The following is a 20,720-nucleotide window of genomic DNA, read 5'->3' on the forward strand; positions in this document are numbered from 1 at the left end:
CCGCTCCCGCTACGCCTCTTTGCGATTCATTCCTGTCAGTCGGCATGGCCGGCTATCAACATATTGCTCAGAAAGATCGCGCCTTCGGTAGCGATGAGCTCGCCAGCTTCTACACCCGATAAAATCTGCCAATAGCCTTTGTGTTCGAGACCGACCTGGACTGTACGCTTCGTGAAGCGCCGGCGGTCTGAAGTGACCCAGACGCTCGTCGTGCCGTCACCCTCGCGAACCACGCCGTCGAGCGGCACAGCGAGAGCATGAATTGGGTCGCCAATTTGAATATTGAAGTCCGCGAACATTCCGGAAAGCAGTTCATGCGTCGGATTGCTAATATCGGATCTTACAAGAACGCGCCGCGTATTTGGATCGACTACCGGAGTGATCGCAGTGATCTTGCCCTCGAACGTTCGATTGGGAAACGCGGCAATGGTGACAGTGACGGCTTGTCCGATTTGAAAGGCCGGACTATCGGCCTCCGACACATTGGCCAGCATCCACATCGTGTCGATGTTCGCTACCGAATATGGGGCCGGCACGCTACCGGGCTGCACGAAGAGCCCTGGCGCCGCGTTCCGCGCCGTAATTTGACCATCTATGGGGCTCGGAACGACAAGTATGGGATCGGCTGCGCGCCCGGAGATAATGCGATCAATATCAGCTTCGCTCTTGCCAAAGAGCCGGACAGTATCGCGTCCCGCACGCAACACCCCCTCGGCGGCTTGCTGATCCGAAGTAGCCTGCTCAAGGTCTCTTTGCGCAACCGCGTGAGATTTAAAAAGTTCTTTGAGGCGAGCCAAATTGCGATTTGTGAGGTCCAGAACGCCCGCCGCTGAAATCAGGTTGGATTCTGCTTGCAAAAGATCAGGGCTATCGATCGTAAATAGCGTCTGCCCCTTTCGCACGTTATCCCCCAATTTGCCGTAGAGATTGACGATCCGGCCCGAATACGGGGAAAAAACCTGCACCGATAATTCCTCATTGAAGTCGATGCTGCCAATGGCCTCCTTTTCTTGGGGGAAATCGCGCATTTGGACTGCAGCAACTTTGACGGCATTCAATTGAGAGACTTCAAGGTCAACGGTATTCACTCCGCCTTTTGGTATGGCGGCACGTTCTTCTTCTGCCGCGTTGGCGGCAATCGTCAAACCGACGTCCTGCCCTGGTGTCCAACACCAAGAGCCGGATTCAGCGGCGACAATTAACGCCGATATAGCCAGAACTCTTTTTAGCTTTGCCGCTATGCATTCCATGAATGGCCACAAGGTCGAGGATCCGTCGGCTCATGCGAAATCTAACGAATAATTCGCAGGCCCCGGTCAACTGTAACAAGTCGCAGTTTCCCCCCGCCCCGCATTGATTAATAAACAGTGAAGGTTTAACTATTGGGGTTTTCGGGGGAAGGGGCGTCCACTGCATCGCGCGCAAGCACGGGCATTCTCCCTATTACGGGCAGTGAATCCAAAACTTTCGGAAACAGGTTATCGGCCTCGAAGGAGGCGGGTCCCATTCGCTCGCGATCTGCGAGCACTGGATATCGATGTTGTAGGGGTAGACCTCGATCTGCTTGACGACGCGGCCAGCGCGAAAGGCAATTAACGCCCCCTCACGCACGAAGAGAACGTTGGGTAGGCGCTCGGGATGTGGTTCATAACCAAAACACTGAACACCGTTGCGTTCCAACCGCACGACATCAGCGGGGCCCGTTATTCGCTCGACCTCTTGCTGCGTCATCCCGAGTTCAAGTGCGAGGCCGCCGTTTGCAAGAGCAGACGGCGCCGCAAACATCAGTACAGAAATCAAGCAAGTGATTCGGCGCATGACCGTACCCCTAACCCAATTGGCTATATTCTACGAAAGATTCGCCGTCAAAGGCTTCGACAAACGTGCCGGCGCAAAAAATACGCGGAGCGCGTGACAGATATCCCGCGCCGCCAACGTTTTGATGACGCGGCATTGCCGACTAATGCCGAATCTGGCCCATACTGCATTTGTCGTTTGACCGCACCGGGCGGCCAACAAGGAAGCGTTGCTCCGATGCAGATGCCTCGCGATTGCAGCGGCCTCATGAAACGGTCTTTCGCAGTTCAGGCATTGGCGCCATTCGCGCTCGCGTCGACGTTACTGGGCATCTCGGGCTGCGCCGTCGGCCCCAACTTCCAGCCACCCCAACTGCCTCCGGTCAGTTCCGTGACCTCGCAAGCGTTGAAGGCGCCTGGAACTGCCGCAGGGGAGCATCAAGCATTTACTCACGGCGAAGATATCCCGGCCGATTGGTGGACCTTATATCGTTCTCAGCCACTCAACAGCCTGATCGTAAGAGCCTTAAGGGATAACAGCGATCTTACTGCGGCACAGGCCGCGTTACGCGCAGCCAATGCCACGTCCAATGCGCAAAGGGGTTTTTTCTTTCCCACGATCGACGCCAACTATTCGCCGACTCGTCAGAAAGTCAGTAGCAGCGTACTCGTCCCGTCCACACCAACGCAGACGCCATACTTCACTCTGCAAACAGCACAGCTCACCGTCACATATGCGCCAGACGTTTTCGGCGGCAATCGACGCCAGGTCGAAGCGTTACAGGCTCAGGCTGACGTTCAGAGATTTCAACTCGAAGCGACGTATCTAACGCTCACGTCGAATATCGTCCTCGGCGCAATTCAAGAAGCGTCGCTGCGCGAGCAGATCGCTGCCACACACAAGATCATCAAGATTGAACGGGACCTTTTGGAACTCGTCCAACGCCGGTACAATGCGGGTCAGATCGGGATGCTCGACCTGGCCGCACAAAAGGCGGCATTGGCACAAGCCGAGCAAACAATTCCACCCCTCGAAAATGCCTTGGTGCGACAACGCGATGCGCTCATTGCTCTTTCCGGCCACTTTTCGGGTGAAGGGCTACCCGAGCGTTTCGAATTCAGCTCGCTTCGGCTGCCCACGAAACTCCCTGTGAGTTTACCGTCGGCGATAATTCAGCAACGCCCCGACGTGCGCGCCGCCGAAGCCAACTGGCACGCTGCAACCGCCCATGTTGGAGTGGCTATTGCAAACCGGTTGCCTCAATTCAACATCAACGGCACGAATATCGGGAGGCAATCGGCATCTTTCGTAGATTTCTTCGTATGTGGACCCACATGCACATTCTGGACCATAGCGGGCAGCGCCACTGAACGGATATTCGATGGGTTCACGCTTGAGCAACAACAGCGCGCTGCCGAGGCAGGCCTGGATCAAGCCGCCGCACAATATCGAAGCACTGCCATTGGAGCATTTCAGAACGTAGCCGACGCACTTCAAGTTCTTGAAGGTGATGCAAAAGCGCTGCGTGCTGCAGAGGCTGCTGCCACCGCAGCCGAGTTGAGTCTTACGCTCACGAAGCGACAGCTCGAGCTCGGCCAAGTGAGCGTGTTGGAAGTACTCACTGTACAAAACACCTATCAGCAAGCGATCATTTCTAAAATTCTGGCCAAGGCAAATCGCTACGCCGATACGGCTGCGTTGTTCCAAGCTTCGGGCGGCGGCTGGTGGAATCGCTCCGATGTCAATGCCGACGAAGGTAGTGGCTGGTAGTCGCCAGACGGATCGTCACCGCAAAAATTGCAGCATCGGCATGTGGGGCATCTCGCAGCGCATCACGTTCCCTTGGGGCCTGCAACCACTGTGATTAGTCTCAGTATACGCGACCCCGCAACCAGCTCTAAATACAATTGGGAATAGGCTCTGGATTCGGCACCGCCCGGGTCAAATGGAATGGGCCATTCCTTGATATATCGTCATTCGCACTCCGTAGTCCGAATAGAGACGTTGAACCTGGAATTTGCGCGAAGGCAAATTCCAGATGCGAATCATGAACCGTCGAATGAGGCGCACATCCGCAAAGGCACGTCACTCCGCCTCAGCGTTTCCCAATTGAACAATTCAAAAAGCAATAAAGGGAAATTCAAATGATCTCGATACGAGGAACAGCCTTAGTGCTTGGCATATTTTGCATCTCCGCGACTGCCGATGACGCGTCAGCTCGCCCGCCGCCTTATCCCAGTGTTGGCCACTGGGTTTGCAGTGCGTACGGTTATAGTTCATCCCCGACGAGATGGCACACGGTCAGCGGATCGCCTGCCTACTCACAAGATGGCGCCATGCAAAGCGCCAACGAGAAATGTCGGAGCATGGGAATGCACGCCTGCGAACGAAGCGGATGCACGAGGTACTAGAGCGCTTCAGCATGATGTATCCGAAATCAGGGCTGCGGCCTCGAATGGCAAGTACGAGACTCGCCCAGGATACGGAGCTGCCCATCATGGCGTGGCGGAGCGCTTGAGTGGAGTGCGTTGCCAATTTCGAGCAACTCTCAGTTCCGCCGTCAGGTAATCGACGAAGGCCCGGCTCTTCTTCGGGATGAACCGCCCGGTAGGAAGCACCGTGTAGATGCCGCCCTCGCCTTTGACCGTCCATCCCCGCAAAATTTCAATCAGGCGACCTTCACGAAGCGAAGGTCCCGCCAACCAGTCAGGGACAAGCACGATGCCGGCACCGTCTAATGCCGCAGCAAGAGCAGCCTCAGAGTTATCGGTGACGTATCTGCATACCGGCTTGATCAGCTTTCGCTTCGAGTTGAACTGCAATTGCCAATCCGGCCATGACGAATTGCCCGTAAAGCCAATACAGTCGAAATTGGGAAGATCCTCGGGCTTTTTCGGAGTTCCCGCAGCTCTCAGATAGGATAGCGAAGCAGCCAATAGCATTCGGTGACCGCCAATTTTTCGCGAATGAAGGGAGCTACTAGGAAGCACGCCCACTCTCACCGCAACGTCGAAGCCTTCTGCAACGAGATCGACAATTCTATCCGAAAAGCGCAAATCGAGGCGAATGTGCTCGTGCTGCTTCAGAAACCCCGCAACCAGCGGTGCGAGCCACACCCGACCGAATGTCATGGGTGCCGAAACCCGGAGCAGTCCGCGAGGTTCCGACGCCTTCTCCGCAACCTCGACATTTGCCGCCGCGAGTTCCTCGAGAATGTTCTGTACCCGCCTTAAATAAATCTCTCCCGCCTCGGTGAGGGCCACCCGCCTCGTCGTGCGAGCCAACAATCGCACTCCGAGCCTAGCCTCCAACTGACTGACGCGTCGCGAAATAACCGACGCATCGCGTTCGATCCTGTTCGCCGCCGCGGAAAACCCGCCGAGTTCAGCAACAGCCACGAAGGCCTCTATTTCTTCTAGCTCCGTTCGGCCCGTCAATTCCTGCATATTTCACACGAGTTAAATGGATAGGAACCGGATTATCTCGATCGCAGTAGGCCTTATCTTCGGCTGGGTCAAACACGATGACATATGAGGCACATCATGAAGACGTTAGTTTCTATAGGGGCCGGCCCAGGAATGGGCTTTGCAACGGCGGAGCGCTTCGCCAGCGAAGGGTACGTGGTCGTTTTAGCTGCACGAAGCGCCGATAAGGTACGCGACCTCGCTGCAAACCTGATTGCGAAAGGCTACAAAGCCGAAACCGCAACAGTCGACGCATCGATCGGCGCGAACGTCGAGGCGCTGATCGACGACGTTAAGCGGCGGCACGGATCAGTGGATGTGATCCACTACAATGCCGCGTCGATGCGGCAAGCCAAGATTGGCGACCAGCCGACGGACACTTTCGTTTCCGATCTTGCTGTCAATATCGGCGGAGCAGAGGCAGCAGCCAAGGCCGCCGAAAAGGTGATGAGCGCGGAGCGAGCAGGAAGCCTTCTGCTCACCGGCGGCGGATTCTCGCTGGCTCCCTCACCTGACTACATCTCCTTGAGCATTGGCAAAGCAGGCATCCGCGCACTGGCCATTGGCTTATTCGACGACTTCAAAGCGAAGGGTATTCACGTCGCCACCGTGACCGTCGCAGCAATGGTTGAGCCCGGATCAGAGCACGCCACGGCCGTCGCTGAACACTTTTGGAAGCTCCACAACGAGAAACCTGGAACGTGGACCAACGAGGTCCGGTTTTCGGGTTAGTTGAATGGCCTCGCCGAGCGGCCCATTGAAGGGCGGCTCGGTGAGATTTCGCATCTCCGAAGCGCCGCCAATTTTCTAATTATTTTATGCAGTTTCCATCTCCATCACCTCGGAACGCGAACGCGACGCAACCCTTCACCATTTTAGCTGGTTCCTACAGAAATCAGAGTGGAATGGAGGTTGCTTGCGATGCAAGAGCTCAGCACCGAAATGCGGGCGTGCGCCGACCTTTGCCAGATCTGCGCCACCACTTGCTTCAACGAAGCCATGAACCATTGCCTTGAATCGGGAGGCAAACACACCGAGCCCGATCATTTTCGATTGATGATCGCTTGTTCGGAAATCTGCAACGCATCTGCTGCGATATTGCTGACCGGAATTCCCGAGCATGTCTTCGTCTGCCGTGCCTGCGCCCAAATCTGCCGCGCTTGTGCCGAGAGTTGCGAGAAAGTCGGAGACATGCAGGATTGTGTAGATGCCTGCAGTACCTGCGGTGACAGTTGCGAAGCGATGAGCGCGACACTGCAAAAGGCAGCGTAGGAAGCATCCAGCTGATTGTGGTCGAAGGCGAAACACGACTTCCATCAGCACGTCAGGCGCGGAACCTAAAGCCGAGCAATGACGTTTCATGCTGGGTTTTGCGAGGGTGCCGAATGAAGTCGTTTGTGGCAGGGCTTTCCGTATTGTTCATATCTTTCATGGCGCTGAGCGCTTATTCGCTCACCGCCGATTTGCAATCGCCGTCCATGAGCGGAGGCGTAGCCACGAGCAACGCGGATGCCGCCATGACTCCCGATTCAGGCACGTCAGGTGTCGGCTACGCGCCATAATTCTTCGAGAATTGCTGATATTTTCCGAGCATCGAACTAGGCCGTTCGGCTTCTGGAACAAATCGCCTCCATCCCGAGTCTGACAGGTAGAGAGTGGAGGAAGCGATGCGTGAGAGCAGCAGTCCGCCAACACGTGGCGACATGGCATGGTTGGAGTACTGCTGCGAAGAAGCCCTCGACGCCTATAGCCTTTATGACGCTTTGATGTGGCACAAGGAAATCGCGAGCGAACTCACGCGAAGGATCGCACTCGTTTCAGAAGCGAATTGGCCGACCGATATTAAAACGCGAACGCTGTTTGATCTTATGCATCGGCGCGCAATACACAGCGCCTGCATCCATCATGCAGAAGCAGCGCTGCGCCGGAATGAAAACATTAAATGGAAAGCATGACCACGCCCTGATCTCCAGCGATCAAGACGCGGGCTTCAAGGCGATCCGGGCATAGCCGACCGTATCGCCCGCGCGGAACTTCCGGGCGCCGAGGCTGACAGCAGCTTCATCGAACTTCTGGAGAAAATTGGCTGCCGGCAACGGCTGCACATCCTTAGCCCCGCACCAGCAAAAATAATCAGCCCAAAGTACATTTGGCGACAGCCAACTGTCAGGATCGGACCGCAGCCGCTCTAGCGCGAAGATGCCAACCCGCCAGGAAATATCGTCGGCGTGGGTCGTCGGCGACGTGACACGGCGCAGCGCTTGTCGGATCATTCCAAGGCCTCCTCATGCTTGCGAGGCGCCTAGGCTTCTTGCAAAAACCCGCCTTAAAAGGGGCAGCTCATCTCGCCGCGCCATCTTTACGGTGGACGACATGTTGAAAACGCCGATCGGTGCCCAACCCGCATGTGGAAAAATCCGGCCGTCAAAATTTCTATCCGTGAGCCGCCTTTTTCTTGAAGAACTGAACCTGCTTTTCGCGCTTCTGAGCGCCGGCTTTGCTCTTATACGTTCCGAGATTTTTGCCCTTCTTCGATACCAGGCGGTAGCCCGATTTCACTTTTCGAATGGTCATGAACTTAACTCCCGTTTCCAACTTAGGAAGAACCCGCAGCCCATGCTTTTTGTTGCACTGTCGCTTCGCCGGTCCGCGAAGGGCCGCTTCTCTCAAGTCTTCGCCAATCCCGTCGTGATTTTCAGCGACTGGAGCTCTTCTGACCTGAAAATATAAAGGCGTTCCTTCGGCGTCTGCATGCCCTTGATCCAGCTCTCGGGATCGACGCCCATGCTGACGAGGTATTCGACGCAACGCGCCGAAATCTGTTGCGCGGCCGAAATGCCGTCGCCCCAGGATTCGGTCCCTTTCGCCATCGCCGAAACCTGATGGACACCAATCAAGGCATGTTTACCAGCTAGCCGTTGAACACCTCCGGCAAAAGCCAGCGGACACGAGGAGGCGCAATATCCGCCATTGGCAACCATCGTATCGAGACGGCGCTTGCGCACGGAGCGACCCATGCTTATCGCGTCGGGAACAGAGCCGCCCGGCGATAGCAACCAGATCGTCTTCGCGCTTCGCCCGTCGTGATCGAGAAACTTTTCGAAATCGGCTGCGCTGCCCGGCTCAATTCTCCCGATCGCAGAAACGTCGCCGTTGGATCCGAGGTAAAATGACATCCGGTTTGCGATCATCTCCGGCGTTGGCTTCTCCGCTAGTCCCGGCATCCTCGGACTTTCCGCGCCGGAGATGACGGGCATGGCCTTCGGAAAATACGGGCGCTCCTGATCGGTCCGCGATGGCGGCTGAATGACGACGCGCGTAACCTGTTCTCCGCCCTCATCCCAAGCCCGGTTCATCTCTTCACGAAAATCCAACGCCAGGATGCTTCCGCTTGCCGTCAGGAGAAACAGAAAAATCGTTCGAATGATCGAGCCCTCGATACCACCCCCTTTTCCCGGAGAAATGGATTGGTCGGCCATGGGCGTCAGCGGGTGAACCCGATAACAGGGTTGATGGACGAGACGTTTCCTGGCGGCCTATCGGGTCCGCTGGCAACCGGCATTTCCGCCGCGGCGGCTCTTTCATCGGGAGAAGTCGCCATCGCCATTTCTGGCCGCGTCTCCATTGCGTGCAGATTGTTATAGATTTTGAGTGCGCGCATGATTTCACCCGCGGTCACCCCATCTTCCTCACGCGCGCCACCTTCGTCCCTACGGATCGCCTCGAAGACGATCGAATGGATGAAAATCAACACAGCCGGCATGAGGTCGAGCGAGATGGCACCGGCCCAGCTCGGCAAAAAGTCGGTGCCATATTGAATCACGGCTTCGGCTCTCGACAATGGCACGAACCTGATGGGCTTCGCCTCGGGTCGCGAAAGGATCTCGTCAGCCGCGGCAGACAATGCCTGCGATTGCGCTTTGATCGACTGCTCGACCTTCCCTACGACCTGGTTCTGCCGGTCGACTAGGCTCGCAGTCCGTCCACCGGCCGCCGGCGCAATGAAGCTTTTCGACAGAGCATCGGCAGTTCGCTTCACCGCCGGAGCGATCGACGTCCGCTGCAGGTCGGCAATGATACCGGTCAGGGTCACGGTCTCGGCGGCAAAATCGTTCGTGCGGTCCTCGATTGGCGCCGTTCCTGACGTGAGCTGACGCATTTTCTCGAGCGTACTGCTTCCCGACTCAAAGAGCGTCTTTATCCGATCTCGCGATGCCTCTATTTCACTCGCGAGCGCATCGAGCTGTGTCGACATTTGCGCGGTGAGTTGAACCACAGTTCCGCTGCCCGAAGTGCCGGTGAGCGCACCTGATTGGCGTTCTTGACCAGAAAGGATCAAAAACCGCTTTGCTGCGATCTGAACGTCCGGAAGAAGGCCCTGCGCCGCGAGCGCGTTGCCGTGCGCCATATCCAAGCTTTGCTGATACTGGTCGGTTGCGCTCGCCATATGCTGTTCGAGAGCGGCAGACCCCGCCAACGCAGCGGCATTGAGCCAAGCCGACATTGCAACGATCATGACGCTGCCGATGAACATGGCGATATACATCAGCCGCCGCGACGACGCCTGTCGGACGTGCGGAAGAAATCGCATCAAATACGTCCAAAATGCAAATATCGCCACGGAAACCGCTGCCGAATAGACGATCGCAGCGAGAAGCACCTCTATCGGGGGACCTTCGAGCAGGCTTCGCACGCCGATGTAGGTATAGATTCCGCTGGCGAGCGCCAGCGTCGCGAGCGTGAACTTTGTCATCACTTCGAGGCGAGCTACGCCACCTCTAAGCACCTGAGACATAAATTCATCCTTCGACGGTCTTTCCGCATACGGAGTTGTGAAAGCTACACGCGCAGCGTTTAAAGTGGGCTCAATATTTGCCCGAAAAATAAGACCAAATCCGATGACTTCGCGCCGATGATAGAACACTTGGCACCGCGGCTGGATCGGGGCGCCGTTGCCGAACGTTTATAGGCTGGGCAGCAATGCGCAGATTTGACTGTCGCTATGCAAATCGAGGAACAGTTCAGTGTCAGACCCCGTCGTCATCACCATTCCGCACCGCTTGGGAAAGGACGAGGCCATTCGCCGTTTGAAGAGCGGCTTGGCATCCGTACATCTTCCATTCGTGACGATCGAACGCGAGATTTGGAATGGGGATCTTTTGGAATTCAGCCTGAGCGGAATGGGGCATAAAGCAAGCGGAACTGTTCTGGTCAGTAATGACGCCGTTCGGCTCGAACTTGTCTTGCCATGGCTCCTTCAACGCTTCGCTGAACTCACCGCCAGTGCGTTGGCATCTCGCGCCAAATTGCTTTTGGAGAAGAAATAGAAGGAATTTCAATATTTACCTTGAAGAACGGCGTTCATAGATAAGATCTGCATACTGTTGAAAACCAAGACTTTCACTCTTGCGCCGAATCGCGGGTCACGCGACGGTTGGGGCCTCTCACCCTCATTGGCAAATCTGGGAGAGACCCCGCACCCCGACAGCAACCCTCGCTCGTCGGGGTGTTTCTTTAATATCCGTGGCGGTCGCAACGCATGCGACCGCCACTTTGGATTTTTAGAATCCAATCCAGATACCGTTGCGCCAGTATCCGCGTCCCTCGTGTTCGCGCCAGCGATATCTTCGGGCGTCAGCGTCGGCCCACCTCCAGTTGTCCGGATAAACGCGCACGCCAAATTCTGGACGATACACATGACGTTCTCGAACGTGCCAGCAATCGCCCTCGCCATTGCAGACGATCTCAGCGGATGCAGTCGTTGCCGAGACTGCAAGCAAACTGCCGGCAGCAAGAACGCACTTGGTTAGAGTCTTCATAGCGGTCTCCTCTCTCTCGATTCATTTTCGCTTAGGTGATGATGATGATGTCGACGACTTCGAACGTTGCGGGATCCACGATGGCAACGCGATTGTCCTCGAGCAGAATGTATTCGTATCCGCGATACTCAGGGATGATTGTCACGATTTCTGCTGGAACCGGATAAAGGTGCACTGAATGCGGTAGCGCGACGCCGATATTGACCGACACATTAAGACCTCGTGCCGGTTCGACGTGGTGTTGCGTAAAGACCGATTTGACTTTCGCTCTCTGCTCTTCGGTTACACCGGTGATGGAAGTCTTGCCGCCGGCATGGCCTGCAGCACCCTCACTCGCGCCGGTCGATTCGTTGCCCTTGCCAGCCTCGGCCCGAGGCGTATCGCCTTTTGCCTTGTCAGAGCGCTGCGATTTGTCGTTATCGGCTTTTCGATTACCGCTCTCGTCCGAACGCGATGCCGAATTTTCTTTGAGCTTCGAAGGCGACGTCTCCTTGGCCGAGCTTCCTTCCCTCTTGCGCTGTGCCGGCGCGAGGTCTTTGGATGATCCGCCTTCCTTCATTTGACCGGGAGCGTGTTCAGCCGCGGAGTTTGCGTCCACTCCCTTGTCACCGCGATCCATCTGTTCAGCTGCCGCAAGCGGACTTGCAGCGAGAAGGGCCGCGATTGCAATCGAATATTTCAACATCGAAATCTCCGTCGTTTCCACGCCTCGAAGGCGCGAAGTCTCAACGGCATGAGATCGGTGAAGTTCCGAAAAGTTCTTGTCTGAACGGCCATTCATCCGCGAACGGCAATTTTTCAAGAATCCCGCCGCGCGCGGTCTGGAAGGCAGACAAAACTGTATGATGTTTGCCCCAATCGCTGACTCAAGAGTGATGCGTTTTCAGCATCAGGAACCTAACTCTTCGCCGAACCGCATCGCATTCTCGTAGACGACATCCGTGCGAATGGAATTCGGCTCGGCAACGCCGCCGCCATGCGCACCGTCGCGAAGTTCTTTGCAAAGTGCTACCGCGTCGGAGATCCTGGTCACAACCCGGTCCGCGCCTGCAGCTTCTCGCCATTCTTCCGCAAGATTGCTCTTGGCCGTCAAAGACCAAAAACCCGCGACCATGGTCGCATTCGGCATAGCACTTCGCGCGCGGCGCAGGAGGATGCCCAAGAAGGCTGGAAGCTTATTCGATCCCAAATATCCGAATACGACGATCTTCGGCTGCCCGTGCCTTGCCTCGAGTGCACGCAGGCGAAGAAAGGCATTGTAAGGCAGCGTCGATGTGGGCAGACCTGCATCGTCAAGAACCTGTTCCAGCATCAGCAGCGGTCCCTCATCGAGCTCGCTGCGAACCGGCAGGCAAAGCACAACGGCATCCTTCTCGTTCTGATCATCCTTCTCTTCGCGCGGGCGCGGCGCATCCCCGCTGCCGACGTGTTCCGACAAACCGTCGACGACATCTTCGATCGCGTCTTTCACTTCCGTGATCTCGTCCCTGCTGAGCCGTCCACTCGCAGCATCTTCATAGGCCATGGAAAGGGCCTTCATGGCGACGTCGTCGTAGTATTGGACGAGCGGCATTTCCTTCATGCTCTGCTCGGCAACTTCAATGGCCTCAACGCCATCGCCGGCCAAAACCCGCTGATAAAACCTCTCGTGCGGCTCGAGGGCGGGCTCATCCCCGAATAGGATCTCCAGAAAGCTCAATGCCTCGACATGTCGGCCGAGCACCATGAGACAGACGGTCAACGGCGTGGCCAGGATCAATCCAATAGGGCCCCAGATCAGCGTCCAGAACAGCGTCGCAACGACGACCGCGACGGGCGACAATCCCGTGTTGCGCCCATAGAGCATGGGCTCGATGACTTCACCGGCGACGACCTCCGAGACGAGAAAGAGAATGGCCGTCTTGATCACGAGCGACCAGCCGGGATCGATCGCCGCTGCCAGAATGATCGGAAAAATAGATGCGATCACCGACCCGATGAACGGAACGAACCGCATCAAGCCTGCAAGAACGCCCCAGAGGACGGGATTGGGCAGGCCCATCGCCCAAAGCGCAACGCCGATGAAAATGCCGAAGCACGTGTTCAGCAGGCCCTGGATGATGAAGAATCGGCTGAGCCTGTCCCCCGCATCATCGAGCGCAACGGTTGTACGCTGAAGGTCACCCGTACCAGCCAGCCTCAAGAAGCGGTCTCTTAGATCTTCCCGCTGTGCAAGAATGAAAAAGAGAAACAGGATGATCAGTCCCGTCGTCGCAAGCGGAGAAATCAGCGGCCGGATGAGCGAGACCGTCCGGTCCAGAACCGGCTCGGGCGGCTGATGGATCTCGACGGGTATGGGCTTGACCGCGTCGCTCCCACCTTGAGGAACCGCTGCAGCCGAACCCTTGCGGACTTCCGACCGCGCAAGCTCCGCCTGCAAATCCTCAAGCGTAATTCTCGCTCGCTCAAGTGCGCTGGACTCGACCGAAGCCGAACGAACCGACGAAACCTTCTTGAGCAGGTTGTATTCATAGTTCGGGATCTCGGAGACGAGATCCGAGATCTGCCCACCGACCACGAAACCGACCTCGCCGATTGCACCGATCGAAATCACAACGACGGCGATCACCGAAGCAATTTTGGGAATGCCGGCCTTCTTCAGCAGGCGGATCGCCGGCGTCAACACGAAGCTGAGCAGGCCCGCCAAAGCCAATGGCATGAGCACGCTGCTTCCGTAGTAGAGAAGAAGGATAACGCCGGTGAAGATGAGCACGTAGCAAGCGGCATCGACAGCCGTCAGACGGCGCGGCGCTTCACCTTTGGCGAAGGTCGCCTTGCGCTTTCTCAGCCGGCGCATCGAGGTTGAGTCGCTGGCGATATCGACCGCTCGCATGGCAAGCTCCGGCAAAAAAAGGACGGCCGATGACCATCCCTTGTGCTTTGGCTAGAGCTTGCGATTGATCTCGTCGGCGACCTTGTTAGCGCCGTCTTTCACGGCAGCTTTCGCTTTGCCGACCTCGACCTGAGCTTTGCCCTTCAATTCCTGAGCGCCGCCCTCAATCTCCATTTTGCCGGACCCGATAATTTTTCCGACGTTCTTTTTGATATTTCCCGCTGCTTCGTTCGCGTAGCCGGAAACCTTGTCAGCTGTGCTGCCCATGGTGATGATTCCTTTTGTGAATGCGGCTGTAAACGCGCGCCGCAATCGCTAGGTTCCGATGCGCAGAAACGGATGTCGAACCGCTCCGAACACCGCATCATCACCGCCGCCGGTCACTCGGTGGACTGCGGCCCCGCCGGTGTAGTTTCACCCAAATGACCGTAGTGCCCAACAATCAGCGCGAGACCCGCAATCAGGACCATATGGACAATGATCTTGTGAATAAGTTGCATGTCGAGCCTACACTCCTATCCTACGGCCATACGGGCCGCCGCGGCGCATGGGGAAATATATAACCGAAACAGCACCGGCGCGTAATCGCGGCGATGCTGTCCAGCATATCGATTGAAGGAAGGACGGCGCTGCGTCTAGTAGGCGCGTCTCTGCACGGCCTCAATAAATCGACCCAGATGCTTCTTTGCTGCACCTTCGATTTGGGCTGGAGAATAGCCTTCGTCACGCAAGGTCCTCCGAAGTTTCTGAACCGTGTCGCTTGCGCCCGATCGCGCCATATCCAGCGCACGCTCCAGCGAGCCATACGAAGAAGCGTTAGATTTCCGATACCGCCAGATCACCGCACCGACCGCGAAGCCGATAGCGCCCGCCGCCAGCAGCGCGACCGTCGGATCACTGAGTATCGATCCATTCTCCTCCCGGTCGGAAGCGTCCATCACTTCATCATCCAACCGATTCATGCCTGCGGATCCCATAGATCTCTCCTTATCAAACTTGCGGAGGGGCCGGTTGCGTCGTGCCTCCCGCATTCTCGGAACGGCTGAACACATAAAGGCCAGCCGCTGCCGCCAGAATGAGCGGCCAATTCTTCGTGGCTGTCCTGAGCATCGCCGGAAGAACGATTGGTGCTGCAGCCGACACGATGCTCATGACCTTCTCGTCTTCCAGAAAAGACGGACCTGCGCTCGGAGGTTCCTCCGCGACGGCTTCTTCGTGCAATTCGGGCGATGGGCCGGGCCGCTTTCTGAGCTTTACGATCAGCGCAACGATAAACCCCAACATGACGAATCCGCCGGCGACGATGAGATTGCCGACTTCAGGACCATAGGTGCGGTTGGCGAACGACGAAAAACTCGCCGCGGCGAAGCCAATCGCCACGACAAACGGAATTCCGATCAGCAGTCGGTTTCCGAGTTCGCCAAGTGCGCTGTCGACACTTGCTTCGGCTCTTTTGAATAGGCTTGCGAACACCGGGTAACTCCGAACCTAGGCTTTCCAGATCGCGCCGAGAATGAAGCCTGCCGCGACAGCCACTCCCAATGTCGTCAGCGGCTGCTCGGTGACGGACTTGTCGACGGCGTTTGAAAAATTCTTCGCAACTTTCTGCAAATTGTCGCCGAGCTCGGAGGTTTGCGCAGCCAGCCGCTGGCCGGTGTCCTGGGCGCTCGCAACCGCGCGATCCAGTGAATCGACGGCTCTCAGTCCGGCATCAACGGCTCTGTCCGTTAAATCGTGCGATGCGGAACGAACCTCGTCCGCCGTGTCAATTCTTCCCATGGAAACCTCCCGGAATCCTCTTCAGCTTGGCCTTGAACGCCGCGCCTCGAACGATAGTTCCGGAACAGCCCTTTGAACTGCGGGTACGATACAAATCCACGCCCATCATAGGGTGAGACAGCTCGGTCAGACCCTGCAGAAAGCCATACAGAACTGTGAGCATTTCGCCCCAAAGCAACCGCCAACGGCCTTGACTTTGCTGAACCTTCGAGGTGAACGGACAGGTCGATCAGGCAATGCACACTAAGGAATTGGCGCGCACTCTTCGCGCGATCGCTGAGTTGGCGGAATTCCAAAAGTCGCAGGACTTGTATCACTTTGCCGGCTGGCTTGAGCAGGGCTCGAGCGAAACGATCCTTGCCCGGGTGAAACGCTTGAAGCCGTCTACGGTCTATCCTTTGCGGCTGAAGGAAAGCTTGGAAGCCATCGAACGCGGTTTCAGAAATGCCGGCGCCCCTAAGCAAGCCAACACACTCCGTGCCGTCCTCGAGCTGTTCTGTGGCCGTCCTGGAGCGTCCGTCGAGGCCTTCATCGCCGAGATCTCGGTTTTACCGCAAATGGCGAACCACAACGCCAAGCGCTTTAAGACGGCGGACCTCGCACTTGTGAAAAATATTACGAGTCAGCTCGCAGGTCCTTCCCTCGATACCGAAGCGTTCGAAGTCATTCTCACGAACCTTCGCTCGTCCAAGCTCGTTGGAACCGCGACGCTGACATTGATCGCCAATGGCTATCTCGAGAATCGAAGGATCTATCGAGACCGGAGAGCCGCACTCGAAGCCATCGAAAAGCATTTTCGCAGCAAGGCATCCCAGTCACTTCAAACGTGCGAAGTTCTGGGATGATCTGACAGCCTTGGATCGCACCGATCCGAACCAATCTCCTGATCTACGCCAACAACGGGCGCCAAACATCTTGCAGTGGATGGACGACGAATGAACCGGAACTATGAAGCCGAAGAAAATGCCACCTATTCGAAGGTCGCAGAGGTCACGATCTTCTTCTGGATTATGAAGGTGCTGGCAACGACGCTAGGCGAAACCGCCGGCGACTTCATCTCGATGTCTCTCGGCCTCGGATATTATGTCGGCCTCGCAATCACCTTCGGCGTACTGAGTATCATTCTGTGGGCCCAGATCGGAAGCAAGGTTTACCAGCCGGCCCTGTTCTGGACAGCGATCATCGCGACGACGACAGCCGGCACCGAAATATCGGACTTCATGGATCGCTCGTTAGGCCTGGGGTATTTCGCCGGTTCAATTATACTCGTGACCGGATTGGCCCTCAGCCTCGCGGTTTGGTACGCACGCGTCGGCAACTTGCGAGTATATCCCATTGCTGCGCCGAGCGCCGAGATCATGTTCTGGATCGCGGTTCTGTTCTCAAATAGCCTTGGAACAGCTTTCGGCGATTACCTCGTAGACAATGTCGGACTTAGCTTTATTCAAGGCGCGTTGGTAACCGCCGGAATCATTGTTGCCGTAGCCGCTTTGCATTTCTTCACGCGAATGAACGACGTACTCTTATTTTGGATCGCCTTCGTCTTCACACGCCCGTTCGGCGCAACCTTTGGCGATTTTCTGACGAAGCCAATCAATGCAGGAGGCTTGAGCCTGCCTCGTGAGTATGCTTCGCTGGTGACCTTGGCATTGCTGTTGACCGTCCTTTATGTCTCGCTACGTTGGTCCGGCCATAAGTCCTCGCCGCGTTCCGAATAAGGGCGAAGTCGCTTGCAGTGCTCACACGCTGACTGAGCCGACTTAGCAAACCATGCGAAATTGATGGATTTCCGCCCAGATCCCGGCTTAATGCTCACGAAGTTTCCACGCAAAAACTTCGATTGGGGGAACTCTTGGTTTTACGTGAAATGACCGCGCCTTCCGCGGCGATTGCCGCTGGCGATCCGCAACGCCGAACAGCGAAAGTACTTATCTTTGGCGCTTTGCTCGTCGGCATTGTCAGCGCAATTGTCTTCTCCATTTTTCCAAATCTCGATCTCGCCGTATCGCAGCCGCTCCTCGACTCCGACCACCACTTCAGCGCCCGTGATTCAGTGTTTTTCGGGACCGCGAGACTGCTTTTCAATATCCTTTTTTACGGCACTTGCGCTGTTGGGCTGGCGGGCTGCGTCATGACCCTCTCGACAGGACGCCCATGGCTCACGCTGTCCTCGAACAAATGGCTGTTTCTCGCCGTCTGCGTCATTGTCGGCCCCTTGGCGGTCGCCAACCTCGGCTTCAAGGACCATTGGGGCAGGGCACGGCCTTCGACAGTGGTCGAATTCGGAGGTTCAAAAACGTACACGCCACCGCTGGTGAAATCTCAGGAATGCCCACGAAATTGTTCGTTCTTTTCCGGTGAAGCGTCTTCGATTTTCGTCGTGTGCTTCGCCGCTGCACTCCTGTTTCCGGCAGCCGCGAGCGCTTGGATGGTAACGGGGCTCATCCTCGGAAGCTTATGCGGCTTCGTGCGCATGGCGGAAGGAGGGCATTTTCTCTCCGACATTATTTTCGCCGGGGTCTTTATGGCGCTTACAGTCGCCGTCATCCAAATGCTGTTCTCGGCAATCTCAGGAAATAGCGAACCGGTCTAAGCGGCAACCCTCGCCGCTTAGCCTGCGCGCCGCGCCTGATCGAATGTAACCTCAACGACCAGCCCGGGCTTGTTGTCCGCCATCGTGACCTTTGCACTGTGGAGTTCGGCGATCGCCGCAACGAGACTAAGGCCAAGTCCGCTGCCACGCGTCGTCCGGCTCTTCTCCAGACGATAGAGCCGCCTGAATACCTTGTCTCGCTCCTCTGCCGGAATGCCTAGTCCCGTATCACGAACCCGAACCATGGGATGTTGCGCGTCGTTGATCAGTTCCACCTCGATTTCGGAACCACGCGGGCAATGAACAATCGAATTCTCGATGAGATTGACGAAGAGCTGATTGAGGAGCCGGCGGTCCCCGCGAACGGTCACGGGATGACCGGCCCCGCCTGGCGCGCGCAAGCGATGCTGATGCTCCTCCGCCACCGCCTCAAGCGCATCGATGATGTTCGCCAACAGGCCATTCAACTCGACATCGACGAATTTTGCCTTTTGCGCTCCCGCCTCGATCTCGGAAATGCGCAACAGCGCATCGAAGGTATCGGCGATGTTATCAATTTCACAGATCGATTGATCAACCGCTGCTGTGTATGTGGCGATGTTTGATGGGCCCAACCTCACGGTTTCGAGCTTCTGCCGCATGCGGCTTATCGGCGTCCGGAGATCGTGCGCGATATCGACCGAGACCTGCTTCAGGTTGCCGATCAGCCTCTGCAATCGATCGAGCGTAACGTTGATCAGCGCCGCGACATGATCGATGTCGTCCGCGGCGGCATTTCTCGGGATACGCCGATTGAAATCGCCGGAGGCGACCGCGTCGAGCACGTGTTCCATCTCCTCGACGCGCCGCTGCGCCTTGAGACCGAGCACATACCCGCCGGCAAGCGCGCAAATGACCGATAAGGCGATGCCCCACAGCAGTCCGGTGAGAAGCAGCCTTTGTGCATCCTTGATGTCGCCGTTGCCGTCCCCGACGAACAGGTAGCCGCCGTTTACCCGCGTCCAGGTTCCGATGACGGCATCGCTCGCTCGCGTCGACGACCAGTGCCCGATGAGCTTTAAGTCATTCCAGGGGATTATTCGCCAACCCTTAAACCGATCCAATGAACTGACGTTGCCGGCGACGTACTTTCCGTCCGTATCCGTCAAAAGATAGATGTCTTCATCAGACTGAGCGACAAGTGCATGCCGCGCGACGGCCGCCGCGAGTTCGTGAAAACCGTCGCTCTCATCCCCTTCCACATCGGCGAGCGTCGCACTGATCTCATCGACGTGCGCCTTCAAATGCTGGCCGAGCTGTTGACTGATGACGAAGAATAAAATCGAGAAAACGAGGACATTCGTCAGCGTAATGACGATAGCGACGAAGCCCGCCAGACGAAAAGCCGTTCTCTGCGTTAATTTATGCGGGCTGGTCAATGATGTAACCCAAGCCTCTCACGGTGCGGATGAGAGGCGTGTCCCCCGGCCGGTCGATTTTCAACCGTAAGCGGCTGACGTTCGTTTGAACAATCGAAGTTTTGGTATCCGTCTCCAATCCCCACATCTGCTCGAGAATCATCGACCGCGTCACGACGCGTCCGCGGTTTTTGATGAGGATCTCGAGCATTCGGAATTCACGCGGCTGCAAATGAATGACATCTCCTCCACGCCGCACTTCGTGTTTGACGAGATTGACCTCGAGATCATCGATCCTGAAGAGGAAATCCTGCTTCGGGCTTGGCGGCCGCCGCCCAAGCGCCGTCACCCGTGCGAGAAGTTCGCCGAGCGCAAACGGTTTGACGAGGTAGTCATCGGCGCCGCTTGCAAGGCCCTCGATACGGTCTTCAATCCCGCCGACGGCCGTGAGGAAAAGAATGCCGGAAGTGACTTCTGCCTGCCGCAGGCTCTGCACGACACTCAGACCGTCAAGGTGGGGAAGCATGCGATCGATGACCAGCACGTCAAAGGTCCCAACCACCGCTTTTTTCAAACCATCCACGCCATCGAAAGCGACGTCGACTTGATGCCCCTCCAGCGTCAAGCTGTCAGTGACCAGCCTCGCTGTCTCGGTGTCGTCTTCAATGAGCAAAATCCGCATTACATCTTCGTATTTGCGAGCGGCCTGACGATTAGGCCGCTTCCGATCGTTTCGCGTCGAACTCGTTGCGAGGCGTGACGGAATTGCGGCCGAACTGTTACCGATATGTATGTTGGGCCGGCCGCTCCGGACCCGGCTGACCGGGAAACACTACAAGATTGGAAGACGGCTGCCCAAATCAAAACGCCAACACGCCTAATCCCGGGCTCGGGATGAGAGCGCGGGTATTGGCAGTCATACGACCTAAGGCTGCCGCTCTGAGCGTCCTTGCAAGCTCAGCTGTCGTGCTCACGGTAACCGCCCCGGCGAACCATGTC

23 protein-coding genes are annotated in these 20,720 nt (G+C 56.8%); 8 read left to right on the plus strand and 15 right to left on the minus strand.

Translation table 11 applies throughout. The features are described from left to right. Positions 1-35: 35 nt before the first annotated feature. Positions 36-1,088 carry an efflux RND transporter periplasmic adaptor subunit gene (locus tag AB4Z24_RS00195; protein ID WP_441704920.1) on the minus strand — a complete coding sequence of 351 codons (1,053 nt, stop codon included), beginning with the start codon at positions 1,086-1,088 and terminating at the stop codon, positions 36-38. Positions 1,089-1,638: 550 nt separating this feature from the next. Here AB4Z24_RS00195 and AB4Z24_RS00200 point away from each other — a divergent pair. After that, entirely contained in the window at positions 1,639-3,567 is a 1,929-nt protein-coding gene (locus AB4Z24_RS00200) for an efflux transporter outer membrane subunit (RefSeq protein WP_441704922.1), read from the plus strand. Between the two features lie 725 nt (positions 3,568-4,292). Here AB4Z24_RS00200 and AB4Z24_RS00205 read toward each other — a convergent pair. Next, complete coding sequence (locus tag AB4Z24_RS00205; RefSeq protein WP_441704924.1) at positions 4,293-5,243, minus strand: LysR family transcriptional regulator; 951 nt, start codon at positions 5,241-5,243, stop codon at positions 4,293-4,295. Positions 5,244-5,339: 96 nt separating this feature from the next. On the opposite strand from AB4Z24_RS00205, the gene AB4Z24_RS00210 reads away from it, so the two are divergent. Continuing rightward, positions 5,340-5,993, plus strand: a complete 654-nt coding sequence (locus AB4Z24_RS00210; RefSeq protein ID WP_441704926.1) for an SDR family NAD(P)-dependent oxidoreductase — start codon at positions 5,340-5,342, stop codon at positions 5,991-5,993. 135 nt (positions 5,994-6,128) lie between these two features. Here the strand turns inward: AB4Z24_RS00210 and AB4Z24_RS00215 are convergent, their stop codons facing one another. Next, a complete protein-coding gene (locus AB4Z24_RS00215) occupies positions 6,129-6,623 on the minus strand; it encodes a hypothetical protein (RefSeq protein ID WP_441704927.1) in 495 nt (164 codons plus the stop codon). Positions 6,624-6,646: 23 nt separating this feature from the next. On the opposite strand from AB4Z24_RS00215, the gene AB4Z24_RS00220 reads away from it, so the two are divergent. Beyond that, complete coding sequence (locus AB4Z24_RS00220; RefSeq protein ID WP_441704929.1) at positions 6,647-6,823, plus strand: hypothetical protein; 177 nt, start codon at positions 6,647-6,649, stop codon at positions 6,821-6,823. Positions 6,824-6,916: 93 nt separating this feature from the next. After that, positions 6,917-7,216, plus strand: a complete 300-nt coding sequence (locus AB4Z24_RS00225; RefSeq protein ID WP_441704931.1) for a hypothetical protein — start codon at positions 6,917-6,919, stop codon at positions 7,214-7,216. A gap of 21 nt (positions 7,217-7,237) precedes the next feature. Here the strand turns inward: AB4Z24_RS00225 and AB4Z24_RS00230 are convergent, their stop codons facing one another. The 4 genes from AB4Z24_RS00230 to AB4Z24_RS00245 form a co-directional block, all read right to left on the minus strand. Continuing rightward, positions 7,238-7,534, minus strand: coding sequence for a hypothetical protein (locus tag AB4Z24_RS00230; protein ID WP_441704933.1), 297 nt, complete (start codon positions 7,532-7,534; stop codon positions 7,238-7,240). Positions 7,535-7,694: 160 nt separating this feature from the next. Continuing rightward, positions 7,695-7,835, minus strand: a complete 141-nt coding sequence (locus AB4Z24_RS00235) for a hypothetical protein (protein ID WP_441704935.1) — start codon at positions 7,833-7,835, stop codon at positions 7,695-7,697. A gap of 92 nt (positions 7,836-7,927) precedes the next feature. After that, positions 7,928-8,740: a hypothetical protein gene (locus AB4Z24_RS00240; RefSeq protein WP_441704937.1), complete on the minus strand. Its 813-nt coding sequence runs from the start codon at positions 8,738-8,740 to the stop codon at positions 7,928-7,930. A gap of 5 nt (positions 8,741-8,745) precedes the next feature. Continuing rightward, complete coding sequence (locus tag AB4Z24_RS00245) at positions 8,746-10,056, minus strand: hypothetical protein (protein WP_441704939.1); 1,311 nt, start codon at positions 10,054-10,056, stop codon at positions 8,746-8,748. A gap of 229 nt (positions 10,057-10,285) precedes the next feature. On the opposite strand from AB4Z24_RS00245, the gene AB4Z24_RS00250 reads away from it, so the two are divergent. Next, positions 10,286-10,588, plus strand: coding sequence for a polyhydroxyalkanoic acid system family protein (locus AB4Z24_RS00250; RefSeq protein ID WP_441704941.1), 303 nt, complete (start codon positions 10,286-10,288; stop codon positions 10,586-10,588). A gap of 523 nt (positions 10,589-11,111) precedes the next feature. Here the strand turns inward: AB4Z24_RS00250 and AB4Z24_RS00255 are convergent. From AB4Z24_RS00255 to AB4Z24_RS00280, 6 genes are all read right to left on the minus strand, one after another. Then, positions 11,112-11,765 (minus strand): DUF1236 domain-containing protein, encoded by a 654-nt coding sequence (locus tag AB4Z24_RS00255; protein WP_441704943.1) that lies wholly within the window; start codon positions 11,763-11,765, stop codon positions 11,112-11,114. Positions 11,766-11,969: 204 nt separating this feature from the next. Then, a complete protein-coding gene (locus AB4Z24_RS00260; RefSeq protein WP_441704945.1) occupies positions 11,970-13,952 on the minus strand; it encodes an AI-2E family transporter in 1,983 nt (660 codons plus the stop codon). Between the two features lie 51 nt (positions 13,953-14,003). Beyond that, on the minus strand, positions 14,004-14,219 hold the full coding sequence (locus AB4Z24_RS00265; RefSeq protein WP_441704947.1) for a CsbD family protein: 216 nt from the start codon (positions 14,217-14,219) through the stop codon (positions 14,004-14,006). 368 nt (positions 14,220-14,587) lie between these two features. Continuing rightward, entirely contained in the window at positions 14,588-14,914 is a 327-nt protein-coding gene (locus tag AB4Z24_RS00270; RefSeq protein WP_441704948.1) for a hypothetical protein, read from the minus strand. Between the two features lie 28 nt (positions 14,915-14,942). Continuing rightward, positions 14,943-15,425 (minus strand): hypothetical protein, encoded by a 483-nt coding sequence (locus AB4Z24_RS00275; RefSeq protein ID WP_441704950.1) that lies wholly within the window; start codon positions 15,423-15,425, stop codon positions 14,943-14,945. A 15-nt stretch (positions 15,426-15,440) separates the two neighbouring features. Beyond that, on the minus strand, positions 15,441-15,731 hold the full coding sequence (locus AB4Z24_RS00280) for a hypothetical protein (protein WP_441704951.1): 291 nt from the start codon (positions 15,729-15,731) through the stop codon (positions 15,441-15,443). 236 nt (positions 15,732-15,967) lie between these two features. Here AB4Z24_RS00280 and AB4Z24_RS00285 point away from each other — a divergent pair, with 236 nt between their 5' ends. The 3 genes from AB4Z24_RS00285 (at position 15,968) to AB4Z24_RS00295 (ending at position 18,324) form a co-directional block, all read left to right on the plus strand. Continuing rightward, the gene (locus AB4Z24_RS00285; RefSeq protein ID WP_441704953.1) at positions 15,968-16,576 is read left to right on the plus strand and encodes a hypothetical protein; all 609 of its coding nucleotides are present in this window, start codon (positions 15,968-15,970) and stop codon (positions 16,574-16,576) included. Between the two features lie 90 nt (positions 16,577-16,666). Continuing rightward, positions 16,667-17,449 (plus strand): COG4705 family protein, encoded by a 783-nt coding sequence (locus AB4Z24_RS00290; RefSeq protein WP_441704955.1) that lies wholly within the window; start codon positions 16,667-16,669, stop codon positions 17,447-17,449. Positions 17,450-17,583: 134 nt separating this feature from the next. Then, positions 17,584-18,324 carry a phosphatase PAP2 family protein gene (locus AB4Z24_RS00295; protein WP_441704957.1) on the plus strand — a complete coding sequence of 247 codons (741 nt, stop codon included), beginning with the start codon at positions 17,584-17,586 and terminating at the stop codon, positions 18,322-18,324. A gap of 17 nt (positions 18,325-18,341) precedes the next feature. Here AB4Z24_RS00295 and AB4Z24_RS00300 read toward each other — a convergent pair whose 3' ends face one another. Both AB4Z24_RS00300 and AB4Z24_RS00305 read right to left on the minus strand, forming a co-directional pair. Further along, positions 18,342-19,742: an ATP-binding protein gene (locus AB4Z24_RS00300; RefSeq protein ID WP_441704959.1), complete on the minus strand. Its 1,401-nt coding sequence runs from the start codon at positions 19,740-19,742 to the stop codon at positions 18,342-18,344. Continuing rightward, a complete protein-coding gene (locus AB4Z24_RS00305) occupies positions 19,726-20,403 on the minus strand; it encodes a response regulator transcription factor (RefSeq protein ID WP_441704961.1) in 678 nt (225 codons plus the stop codon). The genes AB4Z24_RS00300 and AB4Z24_RS00305 overlap by 17 nt, the downstream gene beginning before the upstream one ends. Positions 20,404-20,720: the final 317 nt, after the last annotated feature.

The sequence above is a fragment of the Hyphomicrobium sp. 2TAF46 genome (assembly GCF_052114865.1).
In the GTDB taxonomy this organism is placed as follows: Bacteria; Pseudomonadota; Alphaproteobacteria; order Rhizobiales; family Hyphomicrobiaceae; genus Hyphomicrobium_B.

Coding starts and splice junctions, on each gene's coding strand:
- AB4Z24_RS00265 (WP_441704947.1), bottom strand. CDS start 14,219: ATGGGCAGCACAGCTGACAAGGTTTCCGGCTACGCGAACGAAGCAGCG.
- AB4Z24_RS00285 (WP_441704953.1), top strand. CDS start 15,968: ATGCACACTAAGGAATTGGCGCGCACTCTTCGCGCGATCGCTGAGTTG.
- AB4Z24_RS00255 (WP_441704943.1), bottom strand. CDS start 11,765: ATGTTGAAATATTCGATTGCAATCGCGGCCCTTCTCGCTGCAAGTCCG.
- AB4Z24_RS00260 (WP_441704945.1), bottom strand. CDS start 13,952: ATGCGAGCGGTCGATATCGCCAGCGACTCAACCTCGATGCGCCGGCTG.
- AB4Z24_RS00220 (WP_441704929.1), top strand. CDS start 6,647: ATGAAGTCGTTTGTGGCAGGGCTTTCCGTATTGTTCATATCTTTCATG.
- AB4Z24_RS00305 (WP_441704961.1), bottom strand. CDS start 20,403: ATGCGGATTTTGCTCATTGAAGACGACACCGAGACAGCGAGGCTGGTC.
- AB4Z24_RS00240 (WP_441704937.1), bottom strand. CDS start 8,740: ATGGCCGACCAATCCATTTCTCCGGGAAAAGGGGGTGGTATCGAGGGC.
- AB4Z24_RS00290 (WP_441704955.1), top strand. CDS start 16,667: ATGAACCGGAACTATGAAGCCGAAGAAAATGCCACCTATTCGAAGGTC.
- AB4Z24_RS00235 (WP_441704935.1), bottom strand. CDS start 7,835: ATGACCATTCGAAAAGTGAAATCGGGCTACCGCCTGGTATCGAAGAAG.
- AB4Z24_RS00230 (WP_441704933.1), bottom strand. CDS start 7,534: ATGATCCGACAAGCGCTGCGCCGTGTCACGTCGCCGACGACCCACGCC.
- AB4Z24_RS00200 (WP_441704922.1), top strand. CDS start 1,639: ATGTGGTTCATAACCAAAACACTGAACACCGTTGCGTTCCAACCGCAC.
- AB4Z24_RS00215 (WP_441704927.1), bottom strand. CDS start 6,623: ATGAAACGTCATTGCTCGGCTTTAGGTTCCGCGCCTGACGTGCTGATG.
- AB4Z24_RS00280 (WP_441704951.1), bottom strand. CDS start 15,731: ATGGGAAGAATTGACACGGCGGACGAGGTTCGTTCCGCATCGCACGAT.
- AB4Z24_RS00210 (WP_441704926.1), top strand. CDS start 5,340: ATGAAGACGTTAGTTTCTATAGGGGCCGGCCCAGGAATGGGCTTTGCA.
- AB4Z24_RS00270 (WP_441704948.1), bottom strand. CDS start 14,914: ATGAATCGGTTGGATGATGAAGTGATGGACGCTTCCGACCGGGAGGAG.
- AB4Z24_RS00205 (WP_441704924.1), bottom strand. CDS start 5,243: ATGCAGGAATTGACGGGCCGAACGGAGCTAGAAGAAATAGAGGCCTTC.
- AB4Z24_RS00245 (WP_441704939.1), bottom strand. CDS start 10,056: ATGTCTCAGGTGCTTAGAGGTGGCGTAGCTCGCCTCGAAGTGATGACA.